The sequence below is a fragment of the Hymenobacter amundsenii genome (assembly GCF_002204745.1).
GTDB lineage: Bacteria > Bacteroidota > Bacteroidia > Cytophagales > Hymenobacteraceae > Hymenobacter > Hymenobacter amundsenii.
Genome location: NZ_NIRR01000011.1, coordinates 20,537 through 40,686 on the forward strand (window position 1 = coordinate 20,537; position 20,150 = coordinate 40,686).

13 protein-coding genes and 1 pseudogene are annotated in these 20,150 nt (G+C 59.6%); 12 read left to right on the top strand and 2 right to left on the bottom strand.

Annotated elements, in window-relative coordinates:
• Positions 1–33: 33 nt before the first annotated feature.
• The 8 genes from CDA63_RS08660 (at position 34) to CDA63_RS08695 (ending at position 8,938) form a co-directional block, all read left to right on the top strand.
• Positions 34–498 carry an ATP-binding protein gene (locus CDA63_RS08660; protein ID WP_088464057.1) on the top strand — a complete coding sequence of 155 codons (465 nt, stop codon included), beginning with the start codon at positions 34–36 and terminating at the stop codon, positions 496–498.
• 63 nt (positions 499–561) lie between these two features.
• Positions 562–1,044, top strand: coding sequence for an rRNA maturation RNase YbeY (gene ybeY, locus CDA63_RS08665; protein WP_088464058.1), 483 nt, complete (start codon positions 562–564; stop codon positions 1,042–1,044).
• Between the two features lie 98 nt (positions 1,045–1,142).
• The gene (locus CDA63_RS08670) at positions 1,143–1,862 is read left to right on the top strand and encodes a GNAT family N-acetyltransferase (protein WP_242434612.1); all 720 of its coding nucleotides are present in this window, start codon (positions 1,143–1,145) and stop codon (positions 1,860–1,862) included.
• 182 nt (positions 1,863–2,044) lie between these two features.
• On the top strand, positions 2,045–3,910 hold the full coding sequence (mnmG, locus tag CDA63_RS08675) for a tRNA uridine-5-carboxymethylaminomethyl(34) synthesis enzyme MnmG (RefSeq protein WP_088464059.1): 1,866 nt from the start codon (positions 2,045–2,047) through the stop codon (positions 3,908–3,910).
• Between the two features lie 224 nt (positions 3,911–4,134).
• Positions 4,135–5,025 (top strand): class I SAM-dependent methyltransferase, encoded by an 891-nt coding sequence (locus tag CDA63_RS08680; RefSeq protein ID WP_088464060.1) that lies wholly within the window; start codon positions 4,135–4,137, stop codon positions 5,023–5,025.
• A gap of 216 nt (positions 5,026–5,241) precedes the next feature.
• On the top strand, positions 5,242–6,891 hold the full coding sequence (locus CDA63_RS08685; protein ID WP_088464061.1) for an Ig-like domain-containing protein: 1,650 nt from the start codon (positions 5,242–5,244) through the stop codon (positions 6,889–6,891).
• Positions 6,892–7,820: 929 nt separating this feature from the next.
• Entirely contained in the window at positions 7,821–8,312 is a 492-nt protein-coding gene (locus CDA63_RS08690; protein WP_088464062.1) for a DUF4385 domain-containing protein, read from the top strand.
• A 143-nt stretch (positions 8,313–8,455) separates the two neighbouring features.
• Positions 8,456–8,938, top strand: a complete 483-nt coding sequence (locus tag CDA63_RS08695) for a hypothetical protein (protein ID WP_088464063.1) — start codon at positions 8,456–8,458, stop codon at positions 8,936–8,938.
• A gap of 205 nt (positions 8,939–9,143) precedes the next feature.
• On the opposite strand, the gene CDA63_RS08700 is transcribed toward CDA63_RS08695, so the two are convergent.
• Positions 9,144–10,550, bottom strand: coding sequence for an inorganic phosphate transporter (locus tag CDA63_RS08700; RefSeq protein WP_088464064.1), 1,407 nt, complete (start codon positions 10,548–10,550; stop codon positions 9,144–9,146).
• A gap of 294 nt (positions 10,551–10,844) precedes the next feature.
• On the opposite strand from CDA63_RS08700, the gene CDA63_RS08705 reads away from it, so the two are divergent.
• Complete coding sequence (locus tag CDA63_RS08705; RefSeq protein WP_088464065.1) at positions 10,845–12,368, top strand: glycine--tRNA ligase; 1,524 nt, start codon at positions 10,845–10,847, stop codon at positions 12,366–12,368.
• Positions 12,369–12,542: 174 nt separating this feature from the next.
• Here the strand turns inward: CDA63_RS08705 and CDA63_RS08710 are convergent, their stop codons facing one another.
• Complete coding sequence (locus tag CDA63_RS08710) at positions 12,543–12,941, bottom strand: hypothetical protein (RefSeq protein ID WP_088464066.1); 399 nt, start codon at positions 12,939–12,941, stop codon at positions 12,543–12,545.
• 235 nt (positions 12,942–13,176) lie between these two features.
• Between CDA63_RS08710 and CDA63_RS08715 the strand changes: the two genes are divergently transcribed.
• From CDA63_RS08715 to CDA63_RS08725, 3 genes and pseudogenes are all read left to right on the top strand, one after another.
• Positions 13,177–15,600 (top strand): efflux RND transporter permease subunit, encoded by a 2,424-nt coding sequence (locus CDA63_RS08715; RefSeq protein ID WP_088464067.1) that lies wholly within the window; start codon positions 13,177–13,179, stop codon positions 15,598–15,600.
• Positions 15,601–15,789: 189 nt separating this feature from the next.
• Positions 15,790–19,190, top strand: a pseudogene (ileS, locus tag CDA63_RS08720) (isoleucine--tRNA ligase).
• Positions 19,191–19,451: 261 nt separating this feature from the next.
• Positions 19,452–20,135, top strand: coding sequence for a lipoprotein signal peptidase (locus CDA63_RS08725; protein WP_088464068.1), 684 nt, complete (start codon positions 19,452–19,454; stop codon positions 20,133–20,135).
• The last annotated feature ends 15 nt before the right edge of the window (positions 20,136–20,150 follow it).

Sequence of the window (20,150 nt, forward strand, 5' to 3'; positions counted from 1 at the left end):
TCTTACCCGCCGCTCTCTTCTTTTTCCGCCTATATGAAGCAGGTCAAAATACAGATTCCCTCGTTGGTTGAAAATATCCGTGTCGTAGAAAGCTTTATCGACAATTCTAAGGACACCTTTCAAATCGACGATGACATCTACGGTAACATCATGGTGGCCGTCACCGAGGCCGTCAATAATGCCATCCGCCACGGCAATAAATTCAACAAGGACAAAAACGTATTCCTGGGCCTGCTCGTGGAGCCCGACTGGGTGAAGTTTGAAATTGAGGACGAGGGCGCGGGCTTCGACTACGAAAACCTGCTCGACCCGACGGCTCCCGAGAATATCGAGAGCCCCGGCGGCCGCGGCATCTTCCTCATCCGTCACCTCGCCGACGAAGTGGAGTTCAACAAGGACGGTCGCCACGTGCTGCTGACCTTCCTGCTGCCCGCAGCACCGTCTTCCGAGTCGGAGCAGCAAGCGGCCGTCAACGGTGCCGAAACAGCGGTCCGCTAACGACTGCCCGCCGGCTTCGCTTTTTCTTTGGCTGATTTTTGCTGTTGACCTTTGCCTGCTGCCATGAGCGACCTGCCCACCGAGTACGATAACCTGGAAGAGGATGGCCCCGGGGGCGAAAGCCACGGCATCGAGTTTTTGGTAGAAGAAGTGGAGTTCGAGCTCGACGACGCCCGCGACCTGACCTCCTGGATTGAGCGCGTGGCCGAAGTGCACGAGCATGAAATCGTGCAGCTCACCTATATCTTTTGCTCCGACGAGTACCTGCACAAGGTAAACGTGGAGTACCTCGACCACGACACGTACACCGACGTCATTACCTTCGATAACGCCGACGACGCCGACATTCTGGAAGGCGACATTTTCATTTCCGTGGAGCGGGTGCGCGAAAATGCCGCTGTCCACGGAGTCAGCTTCCGCGACGAGTTGCACCGCGTCATGATCCATGGCGTGCTGCATTTGCTCGGCTATGCCGACAAAGACCTGCTCAGCCAGACGGCCATGCGCAAGAAAGAGGACGACTGCCTGTTGCTGCGTACGTTTTAGGCTGCTGCTGCCGCCCATATTCTTAGAAACGCCCGCCGCACCGGCGGGCGTTTTTTCGTTCGGCAGGTCGTTCCTTACCGATTCATTATCATCGTGCTATGTCCGCTACTTCCAAGCCTATGCTCATTATTCCCGGCGAGGCCCTCGATTTTTACCTGAGCCAAGGGTACTACCGGATGCACCAGGACCTGTTCACGTGTCAGTTTTTGCCTATTGAGGATAACCTGTATACGGTGCACTGGCTGCGTTTGGTGCTAGCCGAGGTGGCGCTCGGGCCCACCCAGCGCCGGCTGCTGCGTCTCAACAACGAGCGGTTTGAAGTACACCGGCAACCCTTCCGGCTCACGGCCGAACTGGAGGAGCTTTACGCCCGCTACTACCAAAGCATCAGCTTCGATGCCCCCGAAACCGTGGAGGCGTTCCTGCTGGGCGGCACTACCCACAACGTGTTCCAGACTGAGGTGCTGGAAGTGCGCGACCAGGGCCGGCTGGTGGCGGCCGGCATCTTCGACCCCGGCACCCGCACGTTGGCTGGCATCATGAACTTCTACGACCCCGACTACCACCGCCACAGCCTGGGCAAGTACCTGATGCTGCTGAAAGTGGAGTACGCCCGCCGCCAGGGTTTCACGCACTATTACCCCGGTTACTTGGTGCACAACTATCCCAAATTCGACTACAAGCTGTTCCCATGCCGGGCCGCGACGCAGGTATACGATGCCCTGGCGGGCCAGTGGCAGCCGTTCTCCTGGGATACCGTGCACCGGCAAGCAGCTGATTTGCTGGGTGGTTGGAATGATATGGACTTACCCGAGTAGGAGCTGGCTTAACGTTCGGGCTGCGTATCTTTGGGGCATTTAGGGCGAAGCGCGACTTTGCCCCGGGCCAGGCCGGAACGCTTGGCCATTCCCGACTGTTGCTTCCAGCACCCGTCACCGCTTTTACTTGGCTGGAACGCCGCACGCCTCATAAGGGCGCGGCGCTTCGCCTCCCCTCCGCCATGCAGCAAGAAGATTACGACGTTATTGTAGTAGGCGCGGGCCACGCCGGCTGCGAAGCCGCCGCCGCCGCCGCCAACCTGGGCTCCAAAGTCCTGCTCGTCACGATGAACATGAACACCATCGCCCAGATGTCGTGCAACCCGGCCATGGGCGGCGTGGCCAAGGGCCAGATCGTGCGCGAGGTGGATGCGTTGGGCGGCCAGTCGGGCATCATCACCGACAAAACCATGATCCAGTTCCGGATGCTGAACCGCTCCAAGGGCCCCGCCATGTGGAGCCCGCGGGCGCAATCGGACCGAATGCGCTTCGCCGAGGAGTGGCGCCTGACGCTGGAGCAAACCCCTAATGTTGACTTCTGGCAGGAGGCCGTAACGGGCCTGCTGGTGGAAGACGGCGTGTGCGTGGGCGTGAAAACCCAGCTCGGCATCGCGTTTCGGGGCAAGTCGGTGGTGCTTACCAACGGCACTTTCCTGAACGGGCTCATCCACATCGGCGAAAAGCAATTCGGCGGCGGCCGGGCGGCCGAAAAGGGGAGCACCGGCCTCACCGAGCAGCTCCTGGAACTGGGCTTCGAGGCGGGCCGCATGAAAACCGGCACCCCACCCCGGGTAGATGGCCGCAGCCTCGACTACAGCAAAATGGAAGCCCAGCCCGGCGACGAAGTACCCGGCAAGTTCAGCTACCTCGACACGCCCGAGCTGCCCAAGCAGCGCCCATGCTACATCACCTACACCAACCCCGAGGTCCACGAAATTCTGAAAGAGGGCTTCGAGAAGTCGCCCATGTTCCAGGGCCGCATTAAGGGCCTGGGGCCGCGCTATTGCCCCAGCGTGGAGGACAAAATCAACCGCTTCGCCGACAAGGACCGCCACCAGATTTTTGTGGAGCCCGAGGGCTGGAGCACAGTGGAGGTGTACGTGAACGGCTTTTCGAGCAGCCTGCCCGAAGACGTGCAGTACCGCGCCCTGCGTAAAATTGCCGGCTTCGAGAATGCCAAGATGTTCCGCCCTGGCTACGCCATCGAGTACGACTTCTTTCCGCCCACCCAGCTGCACCTCACGCTGGAAACCAAGCGGGTCGAGAGCCTCTATTTCGCGGGCCAGATCAATGGCACCACCGGCTACGAGGAAGCCGCCTGCCAGGGCCTGATGGCCGGCATCAACGCCCACCGCAAGGTGCACGGCCTGTCCCCGTTCGTGCTTTCGCGCAGCGAGGCCTATATCGGTGTGCTCATTGATGACCTCGTGAACAAGGGCACCGACGAGCCCTACCGCATGTTCACGAGCCGCGCCGAGCACCGCCTGCTCCTGCGCCAGGACAACGCCGACTTACGCCTGACGCCGTTGGGTTACGAACTGGGGCTGGCTTCAGAAGAGCGGATGCAGCGGGTACGCGAGAAGGAGCAGCAGACCCAGGCCGTGGCCAAGCTGCTGAAGAACTTCGGCATCGAACCCGGCGAAATCAACGGATGGCTCACCGAAATCGGCTCGGCTGAAATCAGTGAGAAAACCCGGGCCGTAAACCTGCTGCGCCGTCCTGGCATTGAGCTGCCGGCCCTGGCCCGGGTGCTGCCCGGCCTCACGCTGGCCCTCGCGCCCTACCGCCCCGATGCGCTGGAGCAGGCCGAGATTCTGGTGAAATACGAAGCCTACCTGGAGAAGGAGCACCAGCAGGCGGCCCGCATGCAGGAGCTGGAAAACTTCATCATCCAGGGCCGCCTCGACTACCAGGCCATGCCCGCCCTCTCGCACGAAGCCCGCGAAAAGCTGCTCAAGATCCAGCCCGAAACCTTAGGCCAGGCCAGCCGCATCAGCGGCGTATCGCCGGCCGACGTATCGGTGCTGATGGTGTATTTGGGGCGATAATTTCGCGTGGGCAAAGCTGGAAGAAAGAACGGTCATGCTGCGCCTTCGCGCAGCATGACCGTTCTTTCTTCAGCCGTTCTTAATCAAGTTCCTCAACCGGCCGCCGTTTCTTTCCGATTCGGCGGCCGTTTTGGTTTTGTACCTTCGCCTTACGGCTGGCGGCTGGCTGTTCGAAATAGCCCGGTCGTGGCAATTAGCACAATCAATATAATCAGCGAGAATCTGTGGTTTACGAACGGTTGGACAAGTGCCCGGTGTGCGGCAAAACGGAGTTTCGCAACAAGCTGGTGGTCGAGGATAAGTCGGTGAGCGGGGAGAGTTTCGCCATTCAGCAGTGCGAAGCCTGCACGTTCCAGTTCACCAACCCCCGGCCCGACGCCGCCCACATCGGCCGTTACTACGAGTCGGACGAGTACGTGTCGCACAACAGCGGGGCGGGCGGCATCATCAACCAGGCTTATAAAGTGGCGCGGGTGTTCACCATGCGCCGCAAGGTGGGCCTGTTGAATAAGCTGGCCACCAAGGGCAAATTGTTCGACTATGGCTGCGGGACGGGCCACTTCCTGGCCGCGGCCCAGGCCGATGGTTGGCAGGTAGCCGGCTGGGAGCCCAACGCCCGGGCCCGTGAAGAGGCCAGCCGCCGCGTGGGCCAGCCCATTGGCGTGGCCGGGCTCATCGATTTTCAGGCCGGCTCCTTCGATGCCATTACGCTCTGGCACGTCCTCGAACACGTTCATGAGCTGAACGATACCCTCCAGCAACTCATGCGGCTATTAAAGCCTGGCGGTACGCTCATCATTGCTGTGCCCAACGTGGAAAGCCTCGACGCCCAGCACTATCGCCAGGACTGGGCCGCCTACGATGTGCCCCGCCACCTCTATCATTTCAGCCCCAAAACCATGCGTCAGCTGCTTAAAAAGCACAAAATGCAGGTAACGGAGGTTCTGCCGATGCCCCTGGATGCCTACTACGTGAGCATGCTCAGCGAGAAGCACCGCGCCGAACGGGGCGGCGGAATGCTGACGGTGCTCAAAGCCGGTTACCAATCGAACCAGTACGCCGCCCGCCATGAGGGCCAGTACAGCAGCCTGATTTACGTGGCCCGCCAGCGCTAGCCGGTGGGGTAGGGGAGAGGCTGGCGGGCTTGCCAACAAGCGATTGGGGTTTCGGCCGGCACCGGCAAACCCTCGGCGGACTTGGCCAGGCACGACGAGGGCTATACCAGTTTTGGGGCCGGGCTGCGTTAGGTGGTGTACCTTCGAACTCCGATAAACGCCTCCTCCCAAACGAACTCGCGCGGGTAGGGGGCGGCCCTGAAACCCGTTTCCCCGATGCGCCTAGCTTTTTCTACCCGAGCCCGCTTTCTTGTTCTGCTGACAACCGCTGCCGCCGGCCTGGGTAGCTGCGCGGCCATCAGCTCGCCCGAGGGCGGGGCCCGCGACGTAACGCCGCCCAAGCTCGTGAGCACCACGCCCGCCAACGGCGCCCGCAACGTGAGCGGTCAGAGCATTCGGCTCGAATTTTCGGAGCAGGTGCAGCTCAAGGAGCTGGCCAAAAACCTGATTGTGGCCCCGGTACTTGACCCCGGCAACCCCTATAAAATCCGGGAAGACCGCACCTCCATCACGCTCACCTTCGAGAAACCCTTCCAACCCAACACAACCTACTCGTTCAACTTCGGCGAGGCCATCAGCGACATCACCGAGAGTAATAAAGCCGATAAGGTGACGGTTAGCTTTAGCACCGGGGCCCAACTCGATTCGGGTTCGGTCCGGGGTTCGGTGGTAAGTCTGCTCAGCCAGGAGCCGGCCGAAAACGTGGTGGTGTTGCTATATCCGGCTGCCGATACCTCCGATATCCGGCGGGGCCAGCCCACCTACTTGGCCCGCACCGATAAACAGGGCCAGTTTGCGCTCAACTACCTCAAGGAAGGTCAATACCGGGCCTACGCCCTGGCCGACAAGAACCAGAACAACCGCTATGAGGAGCCCGAAGCAATCGGTTACCGCAGCGGCGGCGAGTTGCTGACGGTGCGCCCCGGCACCGACAGCCTGCGTTTTTTGCTCACGAAGCCCGACAGCCGCCGCCCGCTCATCTCGACCCAAAAAAGCAACCCCACCGACGTGCGGGTGAGCTACAACGAGGGCCTGCTCGCGGCCTCCCTTACGCCGCTGGAGCCGGCCACTGCCCCGGCCACCACCCTCAACGAGTCCGTGCTCCTCACCGAGCGCAACCGTACGGCCGTGCTCTTCCGCAGCCCCGCCCTGGCGGAGGGCCGCTACCTGCTGGCCGCCACTGACAGCGCCGGCAACGTGGGCCGCGATACTATTACCGTGAAGTTTGCCGACCCGCCCAAGGTGGCTCCCAAGCCCTTGCCGGCCTACGCCGTGGAGGGCACCCCCCGGGAAGTGTACCGCCAGGGCCAAGTGAGGTTTGTGTTTACCGAACCCGTCCGCCTCGACCCCAAAAAGCCCGTGGGTACGCTGGCCGAGGACTCGGTGAAGCGCCGCCCACTACGCCTGCCCGCCGACGGTAGCCTGAGTGCCGACCGCACCACCCTGACGCTGAACCTGAACACCAAGGCTCAAAAAACCGTCACGTTCCAACTCGACAGCACCGCCATCCGGGGCGTAAGCGGGCGCAGCCTGGGCCTGCCGCCATTAAAGCTGAAGGTTGTCGACCAGACCACTACCGGCACGCTGAGCGGCCCGGTGAAGACCACCGCCAAGCGCTACTGGGTGCAGCTGCTCGACGATAAGGGTCAGGCGTTACAAACCCTCGATACGCCTCAGGGCAGCTACCGCTTCGACAACCTCGCGCCCGCCACCTACCGCCTGCGCGTGCTTATCGACACCAACCAAGACGGCCGCTGGCAGGGCGGCGACCCCGAGTTGAAGGCCCCGCCCGAGCCGGTTATCCTCTTCCCCAAGCCCATTCAGATCCGCTCCAACTTCGACAACGTGGAGACGCTCAGTTTCTAGCCTCGTCGGCAAGGACACAGCTAGCGCATCATTCAAAAGCCCGAATCCCCGCCCGGATTCGGGCTTTTTTGCGAATTGGTTAATCTAGGTTGTGCAGTAACTGGTAAGGCGTGGAGCTTGGTTGCGCATGGCGTTGCGCTATGCTTGCTTTTCCTGTTCAGGGGAAGGAGCCGCACCCGGCCGGTCGTTCGGCCGCAGACAGCAAAAATCCTATTTGTTGCTATATAGTGCGAAGGCTGAAAAGATATCCACATTCTGAATCGGGCTTTGGGAGCTATCAGCCCCTTTTTAGGGCGGGGGCTGAAGCGTAATCCACATAGTTTTCCACGTCTGTGAAGCCTGAGGGCATAACCTGTGGATAATGGTGGGGAAACCTGGGGATAATGCGTGGAGAACTTGGGCAGAAGTTTTTTTGGTGGTTCACGCCCCACCACACCCCCTTTGTCCACCATCGGCCTTGTGGATAAGGGTGGATAACTATCCCCCGAAAATACCACTATCCACACCGGGGTATGGCTGTGGATTGTGGATATCGGGATAACCCCTGTGGATTGTGAAAAACTATGCTAAAGTATTGATATAAAGCATTTTATTATCCACACACCCTGTTGATGGATGGTGGATAAGTCCATTCTTGTGCACATGTTATCCCGACCGTGGATAACCCCTAATTCTTATCCACTTATCAACACCCCTAACGATGGGGGACAAAAAGAATTTATTAAATAAAAGAATCTTAAAAGTTATTAACCCTGTGGATAAACCAGCCGGGTTTCAAAAAAGTCCGGCTAGGTTGGCCGGTGGTTGGCGGAGCTAGGGCCGGAAGAGCTGGCCCGCGTTTTCGAATTTCCGGGCATAATCGACAGCCCCCGCCGGCCGACCGGCGTATACAGGTGCCCGCCCGCCCTTTTGCCCATTCCGCTGCCCGTATGCCCTTCGACTACGACCTCGACTTTGCCACCGTGGACTTTCGCCGCCACCCTGAGCTGTACCGGGTGGGCAAGGGCGAGCAGGGCGTACTGCTGGTGCAGCCCTATAAAGGCGAGATTCTGCCCCACTGGCGCTTCCGCGACCCCGAAGTGGCCCGGGAGTCGGCCGACGTGATTTACGGCTTGTTCGAGGCCTACCTAAAGGCCCACGACTTTGTGGGGGCCGACATGGCCCGCAAGTTCCTGCAGATGGGCTACACGCGGGCCCGCCGCTACGCCAACCACAGAGGCGGTAAAAAGTACGCGGGGCCCGTGCCGGCCGATAAGAAGGGCCAGAGCGGGGCCCATGGCCGCCCCGAACTCCCCCGCTCGCCCGAAGACCCCGTAAAAGCAGCCGCAGCCGCCATCTTCAAGGCCCAGTGGGATGCGGCCCGGGCCCACCCCGATTACCAGGAACAGCGCGCTGAATTTGAGGCACGCTACGGCAAATGATTTTTTCTGAGCCATTAGCTGGGAGCTTTTAGCTGTTAGCTTTGGCCATTCAAGCAACTTCTGCGTTACTCTTGAACAAACGCTAACAGCTCTCAGCTGTTAGCCAAGAGCTTAAAAATTCACCCTCTTTCCCCGACCCAACTATGCAAACGCCCGCGCAACCCTCCAGCACCGAAGAAAACGAAATCCGCCTCGGCATGGGCATGGGCCCGCTCAAGTTCGGCGCCTCCATGGACGAGGTGCGCGCCCTGATGGGCGAGCCCGAAGAAATCGAGGAATCGGAAGATGACGACGAGTTCGAGCACCAGGCCTGGAACTACCTCGATGAAGGCTACTCGCTTTACTTCGACCGCGAAGACGACTACCGCCTGAGCTGCATCGAAACCGACCACCCTGGTATTCGCCTTTACGGCGAGGCCATCCACGGCCAGAGCCCGACCCAGATTCAGGAGCTGATGAAGCGCCACGGCCACGAGCAGAGTGAAGTGGAGAAAATGGACACCGGGGAGATGCGCATCTCCTACGAAAAGGAAATGATTGACCTCTATTTCGAGGATGAGGAGCTTCAGTTCGTGAACTTCGGCGTCTTTATTGATGAGGATTTAGAAGTGCAATGGCCCGCCTAACCAAGAGTTATCCACAAAACAACCAAATTTTTGTGTTGATAAGTTGATAACTACTTCATAACCCGGGGTTTTCAGTCATTAGCATCCAATTTTGAACCGTGTAGCCTCATTTTGGTACCCGCCTGAAAATCAGCTGTACACTAAAAAAGCCGCCCCGAAGTACGGGGAGGCTTTTTGGCTTATTTCAAGATGGTAGCTAACCAGATTAGCCTGGTAAAATGGCCCTGAACAGAATGAACAGCCCGCCCGAGAGCACCATGGTAACCGGCAGCGTAAGCACCCAGGCCAGGGCGATGCTGCGTACCATCTGGGGGTTCACGTTCTTCACACCCCGGCTGGCCACCATACTTCCCGCGATAGACGAGGTGAGCACGTGGGTAGTAGAAGCGGGCAGACCTAGGGCCGAGCTGATGCCAATCATGGAGGCGGCCACCAATTCCGACGAAGCGCCCTGGGCGTAGCTCAAGTGTTCCTTACCGATCCGCTCCCCGATAGTGGTCACGATGCGCTTCCAGCCCACCATGGTGCCGATGCCCAGCGAGAGCGACACGATAATGAACACCCAGGTAGGGGCGTAATCGGTGAAGCCCTTCATGTTGCCCAGGCCCTTTTCGAGCGTGCCGCGGTCGGCGGTGCTCAAGCTTACCTTGTCGCTCTCCTGAATGATTTTGGCGCGGTTGGAGAGCAGCAGAATGGCTTTGCGAATCCGGAAACGGTCTTGCTGGGGAAGTTGCTCGACCTTGGTTTTGCCGGCGAAAATCTGGTCCAGATTGTTGGTCTGAACTTGGATTTCGGCTACTGTTTTTTTGTCTTCGGCGCTCAGATCGGCCACGTTTACCCGGCTCATTACCTGCTCCACGCGCACGAGCGAGTCGCGCATATCGAGGGGGTTACGGCTCTGGTCGAGGGCAAAGTAGGTGGGCACGATGCCGATAAGGATGAGCATAATCAGGCCTACGCCCTTCTGCCCGTCGTTCGAGCCGTGGAAGTAGCTTACCAGCGTACAGGTAACCACCAGAATCAGCCGGATCCAGAGGGGTGGGGGCTTGCGCTTGTGGGGCTCCTTGAAGATGGCTTTGTTGCTCACCAGCCGGCGCAGCAGGAACATCATCAGAATAGTAAGCGTGAAACCGAAGGCCGGCCCAATGATAAGCGCCAGTCCGGTTTCGCCGGCCTTGCCCCAGTTCACGCCCGCATCGGTCACGCCAGGTAAGAAGCTGTAGGCAATGCCCACGCCCAAAATGGAGCCAATGAGGGCGTGCGACGACGACGACGGCAGCCCGTAGTACCAGGTGCCCACGTTCCAGATGATAGCCCCGATAATAAGGGCGCCCACCATGGCAATACCGTGGTACACGTTCTGGTCGACGAGGCTTTCAACGGGCAGCAGGTACACGATGCCCATGGCCACAGCCACACCACCGGTGAGTACGCCGATGAAGTTCCAGAACGCCGACCAGATAACGGCCACCCAGGGCCGCAGGGCGTTGGTGTAGATAACCGTGGCCACGGCGTTGGCAGTGTCGTGGAAGCCGTTGACGAATTCGAATGCGCAGGCCGCTACCAGGCAGGCAGCCAGTAGCAGCAGCACATGAGGCTCTAAGCCGAACATAAAGGGGGGATTGGTGAGAGTGCAGGTTTCATCATCCCAAAGGTAAACCTACCCTTAGGCGGGGCAAGATTATGAAATTGTTACCGACCAGTTCGGAAAGGCGGCCAGTTGAGGCGCTAAACGTAGGCGGCTGGCAATAGTTGAGGTGGGCCAGTCGAGGGTATTTAGGGCTGGATGGAGCGGTGGAAAAAGCGCCGGTTGCAGATCGAAGCCAGCATCTGGTTCTCCTCCTTTCCAGGGTGAGAAACTGGTTTTACCTGCTTCGCAATTTGCGTTAGCTAACTTTGCGCTTCTATGAGCAACGCCCCCAAACCTGCCGCCGCCGCTACCACCGAGGGTACGCTGGCCAATATCGTGTCGCACGCCAAGGAATACGGTTTCGTGTTCCAGTCGTCGGAAATCTACGACGGCCTGGCCGCCGTGTACGACTACGGCCCCAACGGCGTGGAGCTCAAAAACAACCTCAAGCAGCTCTGGTGGAAGGCCATGACCCAGCTCCACCAGAACGTGGTGGGCCTCGATGCCGCCATTTTCATGCACCCGCTTACCTGGAAAGCCTCCGGTCACGTCGATGGCTTTTCCGACCCCATGATTGACAACCTCGACAGCAAAAAGCGCTACCGCGCCGACGTGCTGCTCGAAGACAAAGCCGCTGAGCACGAGAAGAATGGCGAACTGGCCCGCGCCGAAACCCTGCTGGCCGAAATGGGCCGCCTGCTGACGAGCGAAGATCTGCACGGCGTACGCCAGCTCATCATCGATGAGCAGATTTTGTGTCCCGTAAGCAAAACCGGCAACTGGACCGAGGTGCGCCAGTTCAACCTCATGTTCTCGACCCAGGTGGGTGCGGTGGCCGAAGATTCGAGCCAGATTTACCTGCGCCCCGAAACGGCCCAGGGCATCTTCGTTAATTTCCTGAACGTGCAGAAGTCGGCCCGCCAGAAGGTGCCGTTTGGCATTGCCCAGATTGGTAAGGCCTTCCGCAATGAGATTGTGGCCCGGCAATTCATCTTCCGGATGCGGGAGTTCGAGCAGATGGAGTTGCAATTTTTCGTGCGCCCCGGCACCGAAGGCGAGTGGTACGAGCACTGGAAAACCATGCGCCGCCGCTGGCACGAGGTAATGGGCCTGCCCGCCGAAAAGCTCCGCTTCCACGACCACGAAAAGCTGGCCCATTACGCCAAGGCCGCCGTCGATATCGAGTACGAATTCCCCTTCGGCTTCAAGGAAATTGAGGGCATTCACTCCCGCGGTGACTTCGACCTGACCCAGCACCAGGCGCTCAGCAAGAAGAAGCAGCAGTACTTCGATGCCGACATCGACCCTGAAACCGGCAAAGCCTACGGCAATTACGTGCCCTTCGTGGTCGAAACTTCGGCCGGCGCCGACCGCCTGTTCCTGGCCACGCTCTGCCAGGCTTATCAGGAAGAAACCATTACGGAGGGCGAAGGCGAGCAGCAGCAAACCAAAACCCGCACCCTGCTGCGCCTGCACCCGGCCGTGGCCCCTATCAAGGCCGCTATTTTCCCGCTCGTGAAAAAGGACGGCATGCCCGAAAAGGCCACCGAAATCTTCAACAGCCTGCGCCACGATTTCCGCGTGATTATGGAGGAGCGCGACGCCATCGGCAAGCGCTACACCCGCCAGGACCTCATCGGTACACCCTTCTGCATCGTGGTCGATGGCCAGACGCTGGAAGACGACACCGTAACGGTGCGCCACCGCGACTCGCGCGAGCAGACCCGCATGCCGATTTCGGAGCTGCGCGGGTACATCGGCGAGGCCGTGAGCTTCTCGCGCATATTCGAGCAGTTGTAAGGGGTAGAAAGCAACGAAGCGAACGAGGGACCGATTACTCAGCACATGTGCTGGGTAATCGGTCCCTCGTTCGCTTCGTTGGCCTAGCTGATTGGTGTCCGATGTAGGATGAAGTTTCAGCTTCGCGTTTCAAGCCGTCGGCAACGATACGCGGAGCCTAAGCCGCGATACAACTCAGTTCTCGCTCAGCCAATGGGCGGCGTCGCGGCGGGAGGTGAAGTAGTTGAACTCAACCTGGGCCGGGGGTAGGGTAGTGGAGGCCAGCGAATTACCGATCTGATACTGGTACTGGCCCTCCGACACTACGGCGGCGATGAACAGGGGCTGGTCGGGCTGCTGGGCCACGGCCTGGGCCAGGGGGCGCAGCAACTGCTCCAGGTCGTCGGTGGGCGGGGCGTTGCGCTTGATGTCGAGCAGCAGCTTGCCGATATTCTGGGCCAGCATCTCCTCGAGGGCCCGCTGGTACGCCTGCCCAAAGGAAAGCGAAAGCCGGGTAGCATTGTAGCTCAGATGGAGCGTTTCGGAAATGGGATTGAAGGTCAGGGAAGCCTCCGGCGACTGGTATAAAGTCATGTCAAGGGGGAAATAACAAGCCGCCATAACTAAAATGCAATTTTTAGTTATTACAACGGTTTGAATGAGGCATAGTTACGGAAGTAGGGGCATAAAATGTTACCTATATTAGAAATAAAAAATGTTTCTCCTGGCCTGCCACTACCGTAAAGCGGCTGTCAGTCCGGGAGTTAGTCGCGGGCTTCCACCCGCAACCTGCCCGGGGTTGCGTACCTTTGCTGCATTTTAACGGCCTATGTGGAGAAACCTTGCCCTGTTTGTGATCAAGAATCGTCGGCTGCTGATTGGGCTGCTGGCGGCTATTACCGTGTTCATGGCCTGGGAAGCCCGCAAGGTGGAAATGACCTACGATTTCGCCCAGGTCGTGAGTCCCGACGACCCGGACATGGTATACTTCCAGCAGTTCAAGCGGCAGTTCGGCGAGGACGGCAACGTGCTCGTGCTAGGTATGCAGGACAGCTCGGTCTATGAGTTGGGCAACTTCAATGAACTGCGCCTGCTCACCGACACGCTCAGCGAAGTGGAAGGCGTAAACGGGGTGCTGGGCGTTACGCGCCTGCCGCGACTCGAAAAAGATACTACTGCCCGGTCGTTCCGGGCCGTGCCCATCTTCCGCACGCCGCCCAAGTCGCAGGCCGAACTCGACTCGCTGATGCGGGTAGTGAACGAGCAGGAGTTCTACAAGGGCCAGCTGATTTCGCCCGTTACCGGGGCCACGCTGTTAGCCCTCACCCTCGACCCCAAGTACCTGAATTCGAGCCGGCGCGGGGCCGTGATGGACGAAATTCTGGCCCACGCCCACCGTTTCGAGCGCAAAACCGGCATCCGGCTGCACTACGCCGGCCTGCCCTACGTGCGAGCTACCATGACGACCAAGGTGGCCTCGGAAATGAAGTTTTTCGTGGCCCTGACGCTGGTGATGATGGCCCTGACGCTGCTCATGTTCTTCCGGACCTGGTCGGCGGTCGTGTTTCCACTGCTGATTGTGATGATTGTCGTCACCTGGTGCATCGGGAGTATGGTGCTGCTGGGCTTCAAAATCAACCTGCTTACGGGCCTGATTCCGAGCATCATCATCGTTATCGGCATCCCCAACTGCACCTATTTGCTCAGCCGTTACCACTACGATTACCGCAAATCGGGCAACCAGGTGCTGGCCATGACCCGGGTGGTGCGCAAAATCGGCTTCGTGACCCTGATGAACAACACCACCACGGCCATCGGCTTCGTGGTGTTCTGCTTCACCAACATTGCCATTCTGTTCCAGTTCGGGCTGGTGGCCACCATCAATATCTACGCTGCCTTCCTGGTGTCGTTTATTCTGATGCCCATCATCTTCACCATTCTGCCCCCGCCCACGGCCAAGCAGCTGGAGCACCTGGAGGCCAAGCCGCTCATCAAGCTGCTCGAATTCTTCGATTACCTGGTGCTGGAGCGCCGCCGCACGGTGTACCTCACGGCCCTGGCGCTGGCCGTGCTGGCCGGCGTGGGCGTGAGCAAGGTGAAATCGGTTTCCTACATGGTGGACGATCTGCCCAAGGATTCGACGGTGAATTCCGACCTCAAGTTTTTCGAACAGCACTTCAATGGGGTGATGCCGTTGGAGCTGGTTGTGGATACGGGCAAGGCCAAGGGCCTGCTCAAAATCAAGAACCTGGAGCGCATCGACCGCCTCGAAAAGTACCTGCGCACCCAGCCCGTGCTCACGAGCCCGGTCAGCATCGTTACGTTCCTGAAAGCCTCCACCCAGGCTTTCTACAACGGTAGCCCCGCCTTCTACCGCCTGCCCGACAACTCCGAAAAGAACTACATCTTCAGCTATTTGGCCCGTTCGCAGTCGAAGCAGGGTTCGGAAGGCGCCCTGACCAGCAAGCTCATGCGCTCCTTCACCGACTCCACCATGCGGGAGGCGCGCATCTCACTCAAAATTGCCGATATCGGCTCCCAGAACCTAGACACGCTGCTCAGCAAGCAGATCCGGCCCGAAATCGATAAGATTTTCAAAGGCACGGGCATGAACGTAAAGCTGACCGGCACGACCATCATCTTCACCAAGGGCAACGAGTTCCTGATCGGTACGCTCAAAAGCAGCCTGCTGCATGCGTTTCTGCTGGTGGGGCTGGTGGTGCTGGTGCTGTTCCGCAGCATCCGGACGGTGTTTTTTGCCCTGCTGCCCAACTTCTTCACCCTGCTGCTTACGGGCGGCATTATGGGCTACTTCGGTATCCCGCTCAAGCCCAGCACGGCCCTCATTTTCAGTATTGCGCTGGGCATCGATGGCGACAACTCCATTCACCTGTTGGCCAAGTTCCGGCAGGAAATGGCTAGCAACGGCCGCCGCGTGCGAGCTGCCATCAGCACCACGCTGAGTGAGGCCGGCACCAGCATGATTTACACCAGCATCGTGCTGTTTCTGGGCTTTTCGGTGTTTGCCTTCTCCGAGTTCGGGGGCACCAAGGCCCTGGGTCTGCTCATGTCGGCCAGCCTGCTCATCACCAACTTCTCCAATCTGATTCTGCTGCCCTGCCTGCTCGTCACCTTCGAGCACGGGGCCGACGAAACCACCATCGACCAGTCGGCCATCAAGCACTACGACGACAACTACCACGCCGAGGACGACGATCTGGAACTGAATCTGGCGAGGATGCGGAAGAGTTAGTCGTCCTCCCGTTGCGCCTCACCCCCTAGCCCCCTCTCCGGAAAAGGAGAGGGGAACTAGCCTAAAAAAACTGAATTCGAATCTAAATTCTAGTCCGTTGCATCTAGCTCTAGTCCCCGCTCTCCTTTTTCGGAGAGGGGGCTAGGGGGTGAGGCGACCGTGAGGAGGCTAGAGATACTTAACAACAAAATGTCCTACCCCGAATACAAGCAGCCGCTCAACTACGGCCAGGTTGGCACCGATATCCTGGCCTGGTGGAAGCAGAACAGCATCTTTGAGAAGAGCGTGAGCAGCCGCGAAGGCCAGCCCACGTTCGTGTTTTACGAGGGTCCGCCCTCGGCCAACGGAGCGCCCGGCATCCACCACGTGATGGCGCGCACGGTGAAGGATATTTTCTGCCGCTACCAGACCCTGCTCGGCAAGCAGGTGCCCCGCAAGGGCGGCTGGGATACCCACGGCCTGCCCATCGAGTTGCAGGTGGAAAAGGAGCTGGGCATCACGAAGGAGGACATCGGCAAGAAAATCAGCATCGAGGAGTACAACCAGCGCTGCCGTGAAACCGTCATGCGCTTCAAGGCCCAGTGGGACGACCTGACCGAGAAAATGGGCTACTGGGTGGACCTCGACGACCCCTACATCACCTTCGAGCCCGAATATATCGAGAGCTGCTGGGCGCTGCTCAAGAAGCTCTACGACAAGGGTTTTCTCTACAAAGGCTACACTATCCAGCCCTACTCCCCGGCGGCAGGAACCGGCCTCTCCTCGCACGAGCTCAACCAGCCCGGCACCTACCGCGACGTGATGGACACGACCGTCGTGGCCCAGTTCAAGGTAGTGCGGGATGCGGCTTCGGAGAAGCTGTTCGCGGCTGATGACGCCGCGCCGCTCCACATTCTGGCCTGGACGACGACGCCCTGGACGCTGCCGGCCAACACCGGTCTGGCCGTGGGCAAGAACATCCCCTATGTGCTGGTACGCACGTTCAACCCCTACACCGGCGCGCCTGTTCGGGTGGTGCTGGCAGAGGCGCTGGTGGGCAAATACTTCACCGAGAAGGGAAAAGAGGCATCGTCTGAGGACTTCAAGCCCGGCGACAAGGTGCTGCCCTGGCGCATCGAAAACACCTTCAAAGGCGCTGACCTCGTCGGCATTAAGTACGAGCGTCTCTTCGGCCACGCCACCGGCTTCCCAGTTTTCGAAAACGAGGAAAACGCCTTCCGCGTGATTGTCGGCGACTTCGTGACCACGGAGGACGGCACCGGCATCGTGCACATCTCGCCCACGTTTGGCGCAGATGACTTCCGGGTGGCCCAGCAGAACGGCATTCCAGCGCTGATGGTAGCCGACGATGAGGGCAAGTTGAGCCCCATCGTGGACCGCACCGGCCGCTACGTGGCTCAGATGGGCGAATTCGGCGGCCGCTGGGTGAAGAACTACGACGGCCACGACCAGAGCGGCGCCGACTACAAAACGCTCGACGAAAGCATTGCCATCCGCATGAAAGGCGACGGCACGGCCTTCAAAGTGGAGAAGTACGAGCACACCTACCCGCACTGCTGGCGCACCGACAAGCCCGTGCTTTACTATCCGCTCGATTCCTGGTTTATCAAGACCACGGCGGTGAAAGACCGGCTCATCGAGCTCAACAAAACCATCAACTGGCAGCCCGCCAGCACCGGCACTGGCCGCTTCGGCAACTGGCTCGAAAACCTGGTCGACTGGAACCTGAGCCGCTCGCGCTATTGGGGCACCCCGCTGCCCATCTGGCGCACCCAGGACGGCACCGAGGAAATCTGCATCGGCAGCATCGAGCAAATGAAGCAGGAGATTGACAAGGCCGTAACGGCCGAAATCATGACTCACAACCCTTACGCCAACGGCGAAAAGGTGGACCTGCACCGGCCCTACGTAGACGATATTTTCCTGGTGAGCCCCAGCGGCCAGCCCATGTACCGCGAGCCCGACCTGATTGACGTCTGGTTCGATAGCGGCGCCATGCCCTACGCCCAGTGGCACTATCCGCTCGAAAACAGCGAGAAATTCCATAAGAACTTCCCCGCCGATTTCATTGCCGAAGGCGTGGACCAGACCCGCGGCTGGTTCTTCACCCTGCACGCGCTGGCCGTGATGCTGGAAGACTCGGTGGCCTACAAGAACGTGATGGCCAACGGCCTCGTGCTCGATAAGAACGGCAACAAGATGAGCAAGCGCCTCGGCAATGCCGTCGACCCGTTCGCTACCATCGCCCAATACGGCCCCGACGCCACCCGCTGGTACATGATTGCCAACGCCCAGCCCTGGGACAACCTCAAATTCGACCTCAACGGCATTACGGAGGTGCAGCGCCGCTTCTTCGGCACGCTCTTCAACACCTACTCGTTTTACGCCCTCTACGCCAACCTCGACGGCTTCCAGGCCACCGAAACGGCCCGCGTGCCTCACCACGAGCTAAGCGAGCTGGACCGCTGGATTCTGAGCAAGCTGCAATCCTTGATCAAGGAAGTGCGCGGCCATTACGACGCCTACGACCCCACCAAAGCGGCCCGGGCATCCAGGATTTCGTGACCGATCAGCTCTCCAACTGGCACGTGCGCCTCTCGCGGCGGCGGTTCTGGAAGGGCGACCTGACCCCCGACAAGCGGGCGGCCTACGAAACGCTCCAAGAGTGCCTTACCACCGTGGCCCAGCTCATGGCCCCCATTGCGCCCTTCTTCGCCGAATGGCTCTACCAGAACATGACCGACGGCCTGCGCGCCGCCGGCGTGGCCGAAAACAGCCCCTTTGCTGCCGAATCGGTCCACCTCACGCTGCTTGTGCAGGCTGATGAAACCCGCATCGACCCGGCCCTGGAGGAGCGCATGGACTTGGCCCAGCGAATTTCCTCGCTCACCCACTCGCTCCGCAAGAAGTCGGTGCTGAAGGTGCGCCAGCCGCTCCAGCGCATTCTGGTGCCGGTGTTCAACGACAGCACCCGCGCCCAGGTGGGCAAGGTGGAAGACCTGATTTGTGCCGAGCTGAACATCAAGCACGTGGAGTTCCTCGACGATACCAGCGGTGTGCTCGTGAAGTCGGTGAAGCCCAACTTCAAGCGCCTCGGCCAGCAGTATGGCCCCAAGCTGAAGGTGGTAGGCGCGCGCATCCAGCAGATGAGCGCCGAGGAAATCAGCACCATCGAAAAAACCGGCCAGCTGACCGTGGAAATCGAAGGCGAAACCTACACCCTGGCCCCCGACGACGTGGAAATCCGCACCCAGGACCTGCCCGGCTGGCTCGTGGCCACCGACGGCCCCCTTACCGTGGCCCTCGACGTAACCCTGACCGACGAGCTGCGCCAGGAAGGCGTGGCCCGCGAGTTGGTGAACCGCCTCCAAAACCTGCGCAAAGACAGCGGCCTGGAAGTCCAGGACAAAATCCGCGTGACCCTGGGCCAGCAGCCCGAGCTGGAAGCTGCCGTGCAGTCGTTCGGCGACTACATCCGGGAAGAAGTGCAGGCCCTGAGCCTGGATTTCGCGGCCGAAATCAGCGACGGTACGGTGCTCGAATTCGACGAATACTCGGTGCCCGCCCGCCTGGAAGTGGCAACTGCCTGAGCCTGAGGTGTCAACCGCCGCCCCTGAAACGGCGGTTGGCACACCGGCGCACAAAGCATTTTCCGGCTCCAGAATTCAGCTTAAAAGGGCATAAATCACGCCTCAAACATATACCGGGGACGAAACCAATGGACATTGTCGCCACGCAGCGAAGTCCAAAAATCTTCGTCCCTTTGTGCTACGAGAGGGGAGAGGGCTCAGAGCTGACAGCCTGTCAGCCGCACGCTTCACTTCTCACTTCTAACCGCTCACTTCTTCTAAATGAAGTATTGGAAATATTACCTGGTGGCGCTGCTCGTCATCGTTGTAGATCAGCTTTCTAAGTGGGCTGTACACCGCTACATGCCCATGGGAATGCCCGGCGAAATCCCCGTTTTCGGTGATTGGTTCAAGCTGCATTACATTCTGAACCCCGGCATGGCCTTCGGGGTAGAGCTACCGCCACCCTACGGCAAGGTGCTACTCACCATGTTCCGGCTGGTGGCCGTGACGGGTATCGGGTACTACATCTACCGTCTCTGGAAGCAGAAAGCACCTAACGGCCTGATTATCTGTATTGCTATGATTCAGGGCGGGGCCATCGGTAACCTGATTGACTCCATTTTCTACGGTATTATCTACGATAACGCCCCCTTCGGAGCCCCCACACCTTGGTTCCACGGCCAAGTCATTGATATGCTGTACGCCGACCTTTACGAAGGTATTCTGCCTTCCACCTGGCCACTGGTAGGCGGCTCGCACCTTTCGCTCTGGCCCATTTTCAACATCGCCGACTCCGCCATCTTCGTGGGCGTGGCCCTGATTCTGATTTTCCAGAACCGCTTCTACGGCCACCACTTTGAAGCCGCCGAGGCTCAGGCCGCCGCCGAACGGGCCGCTGCCCAGCGCCTGGCCACCGACGATGCCGCCGCCCAGGCCCCCCACGATACCTCGGAGTTGGCTTAGACGCCTGCTCTTTAA

Coding starts and splice junctions, on each gene's coding strand:
- CDA63_RS08660 (WP_088464057.1), top strand. CDS start 34: ATGAAGCAGGTCAAAATACAGATTCCCTCGTTGGTTGAAAATATCCGT.
- ybeY (WP_088464058.1), top strand. CDS start 562: ATGAGCGACCTGCCCACCGAGTACGATAACCTGGAAGAGGATGGCCCC.
- CDA63_RS08670 (WP_242434612.1), top strand. CDS start 1,143: ATGTCCGCTACTTCCAAGCCTATGCTCATTATTCCCGGCGAGGCCCTC.
- mnmG (WP_088464059.1), top strand. CDS start 2,045: ATGCAGCAAGAAGATTACGACGTTATTGTAGTAGGCGCGGGCCACGCC.
- CDA63_RS08685 (WP_088464061.1), top strand. CDS start 5,242: ATGCGCCTAGCTTTTTCTACCCGAGCCCGCTTTCTTGTTCTGCTGACA.
- CDA63_RS08690 (WP_088464062.1), top strand. CDS start 7,821: ATGCCCTTCGACTACGACCTCGACTTTGCCACCGTGGACTTTCGCCGC.
- CDA63_RS08695 (WP_088464063.1), top strand. CDS start 8,456: ATGCAAACGCCCGCGCAACCCTCCAGCACCGAAGAAAACGAAATCCGC.
- CDA63_RS08700 (WP_088464064.1), bottom strand. CDS start 10,550: ATGTTCGGCTTAGAGCCTCATGTGCTGCTGCTACTGGCTGCCTGCCTG.
- CDA63_RS08705 (WP_088464065.1), top strand. CDS start 10,845: ATGAGCAACGCCCCCAAACCTGCCGCCGCCGCTACCACCGAGGGTACG.
- CDA63_RS08710 (WP_088464066.1), bottom strand. CDS start 12,941: ATGACTTTATACCAGTCGCCGGAGGCTTCCCTGACCTTCAATCCCATT.
- CDA63_RS08715 (WP_088464067.1), top strand. CDS start 13,177: ATGTGGAGAAACCTTGCCCTGTTTGTGATCAAGAATCGTCGGCTGCTG.
- CDA63_RS08725 (WP_088464068.1), top strand. CDS start 19,452: ATGAAGTATTGGAAATATTACCTGGTGGCGCTGCTCGTCATCGTTGTA.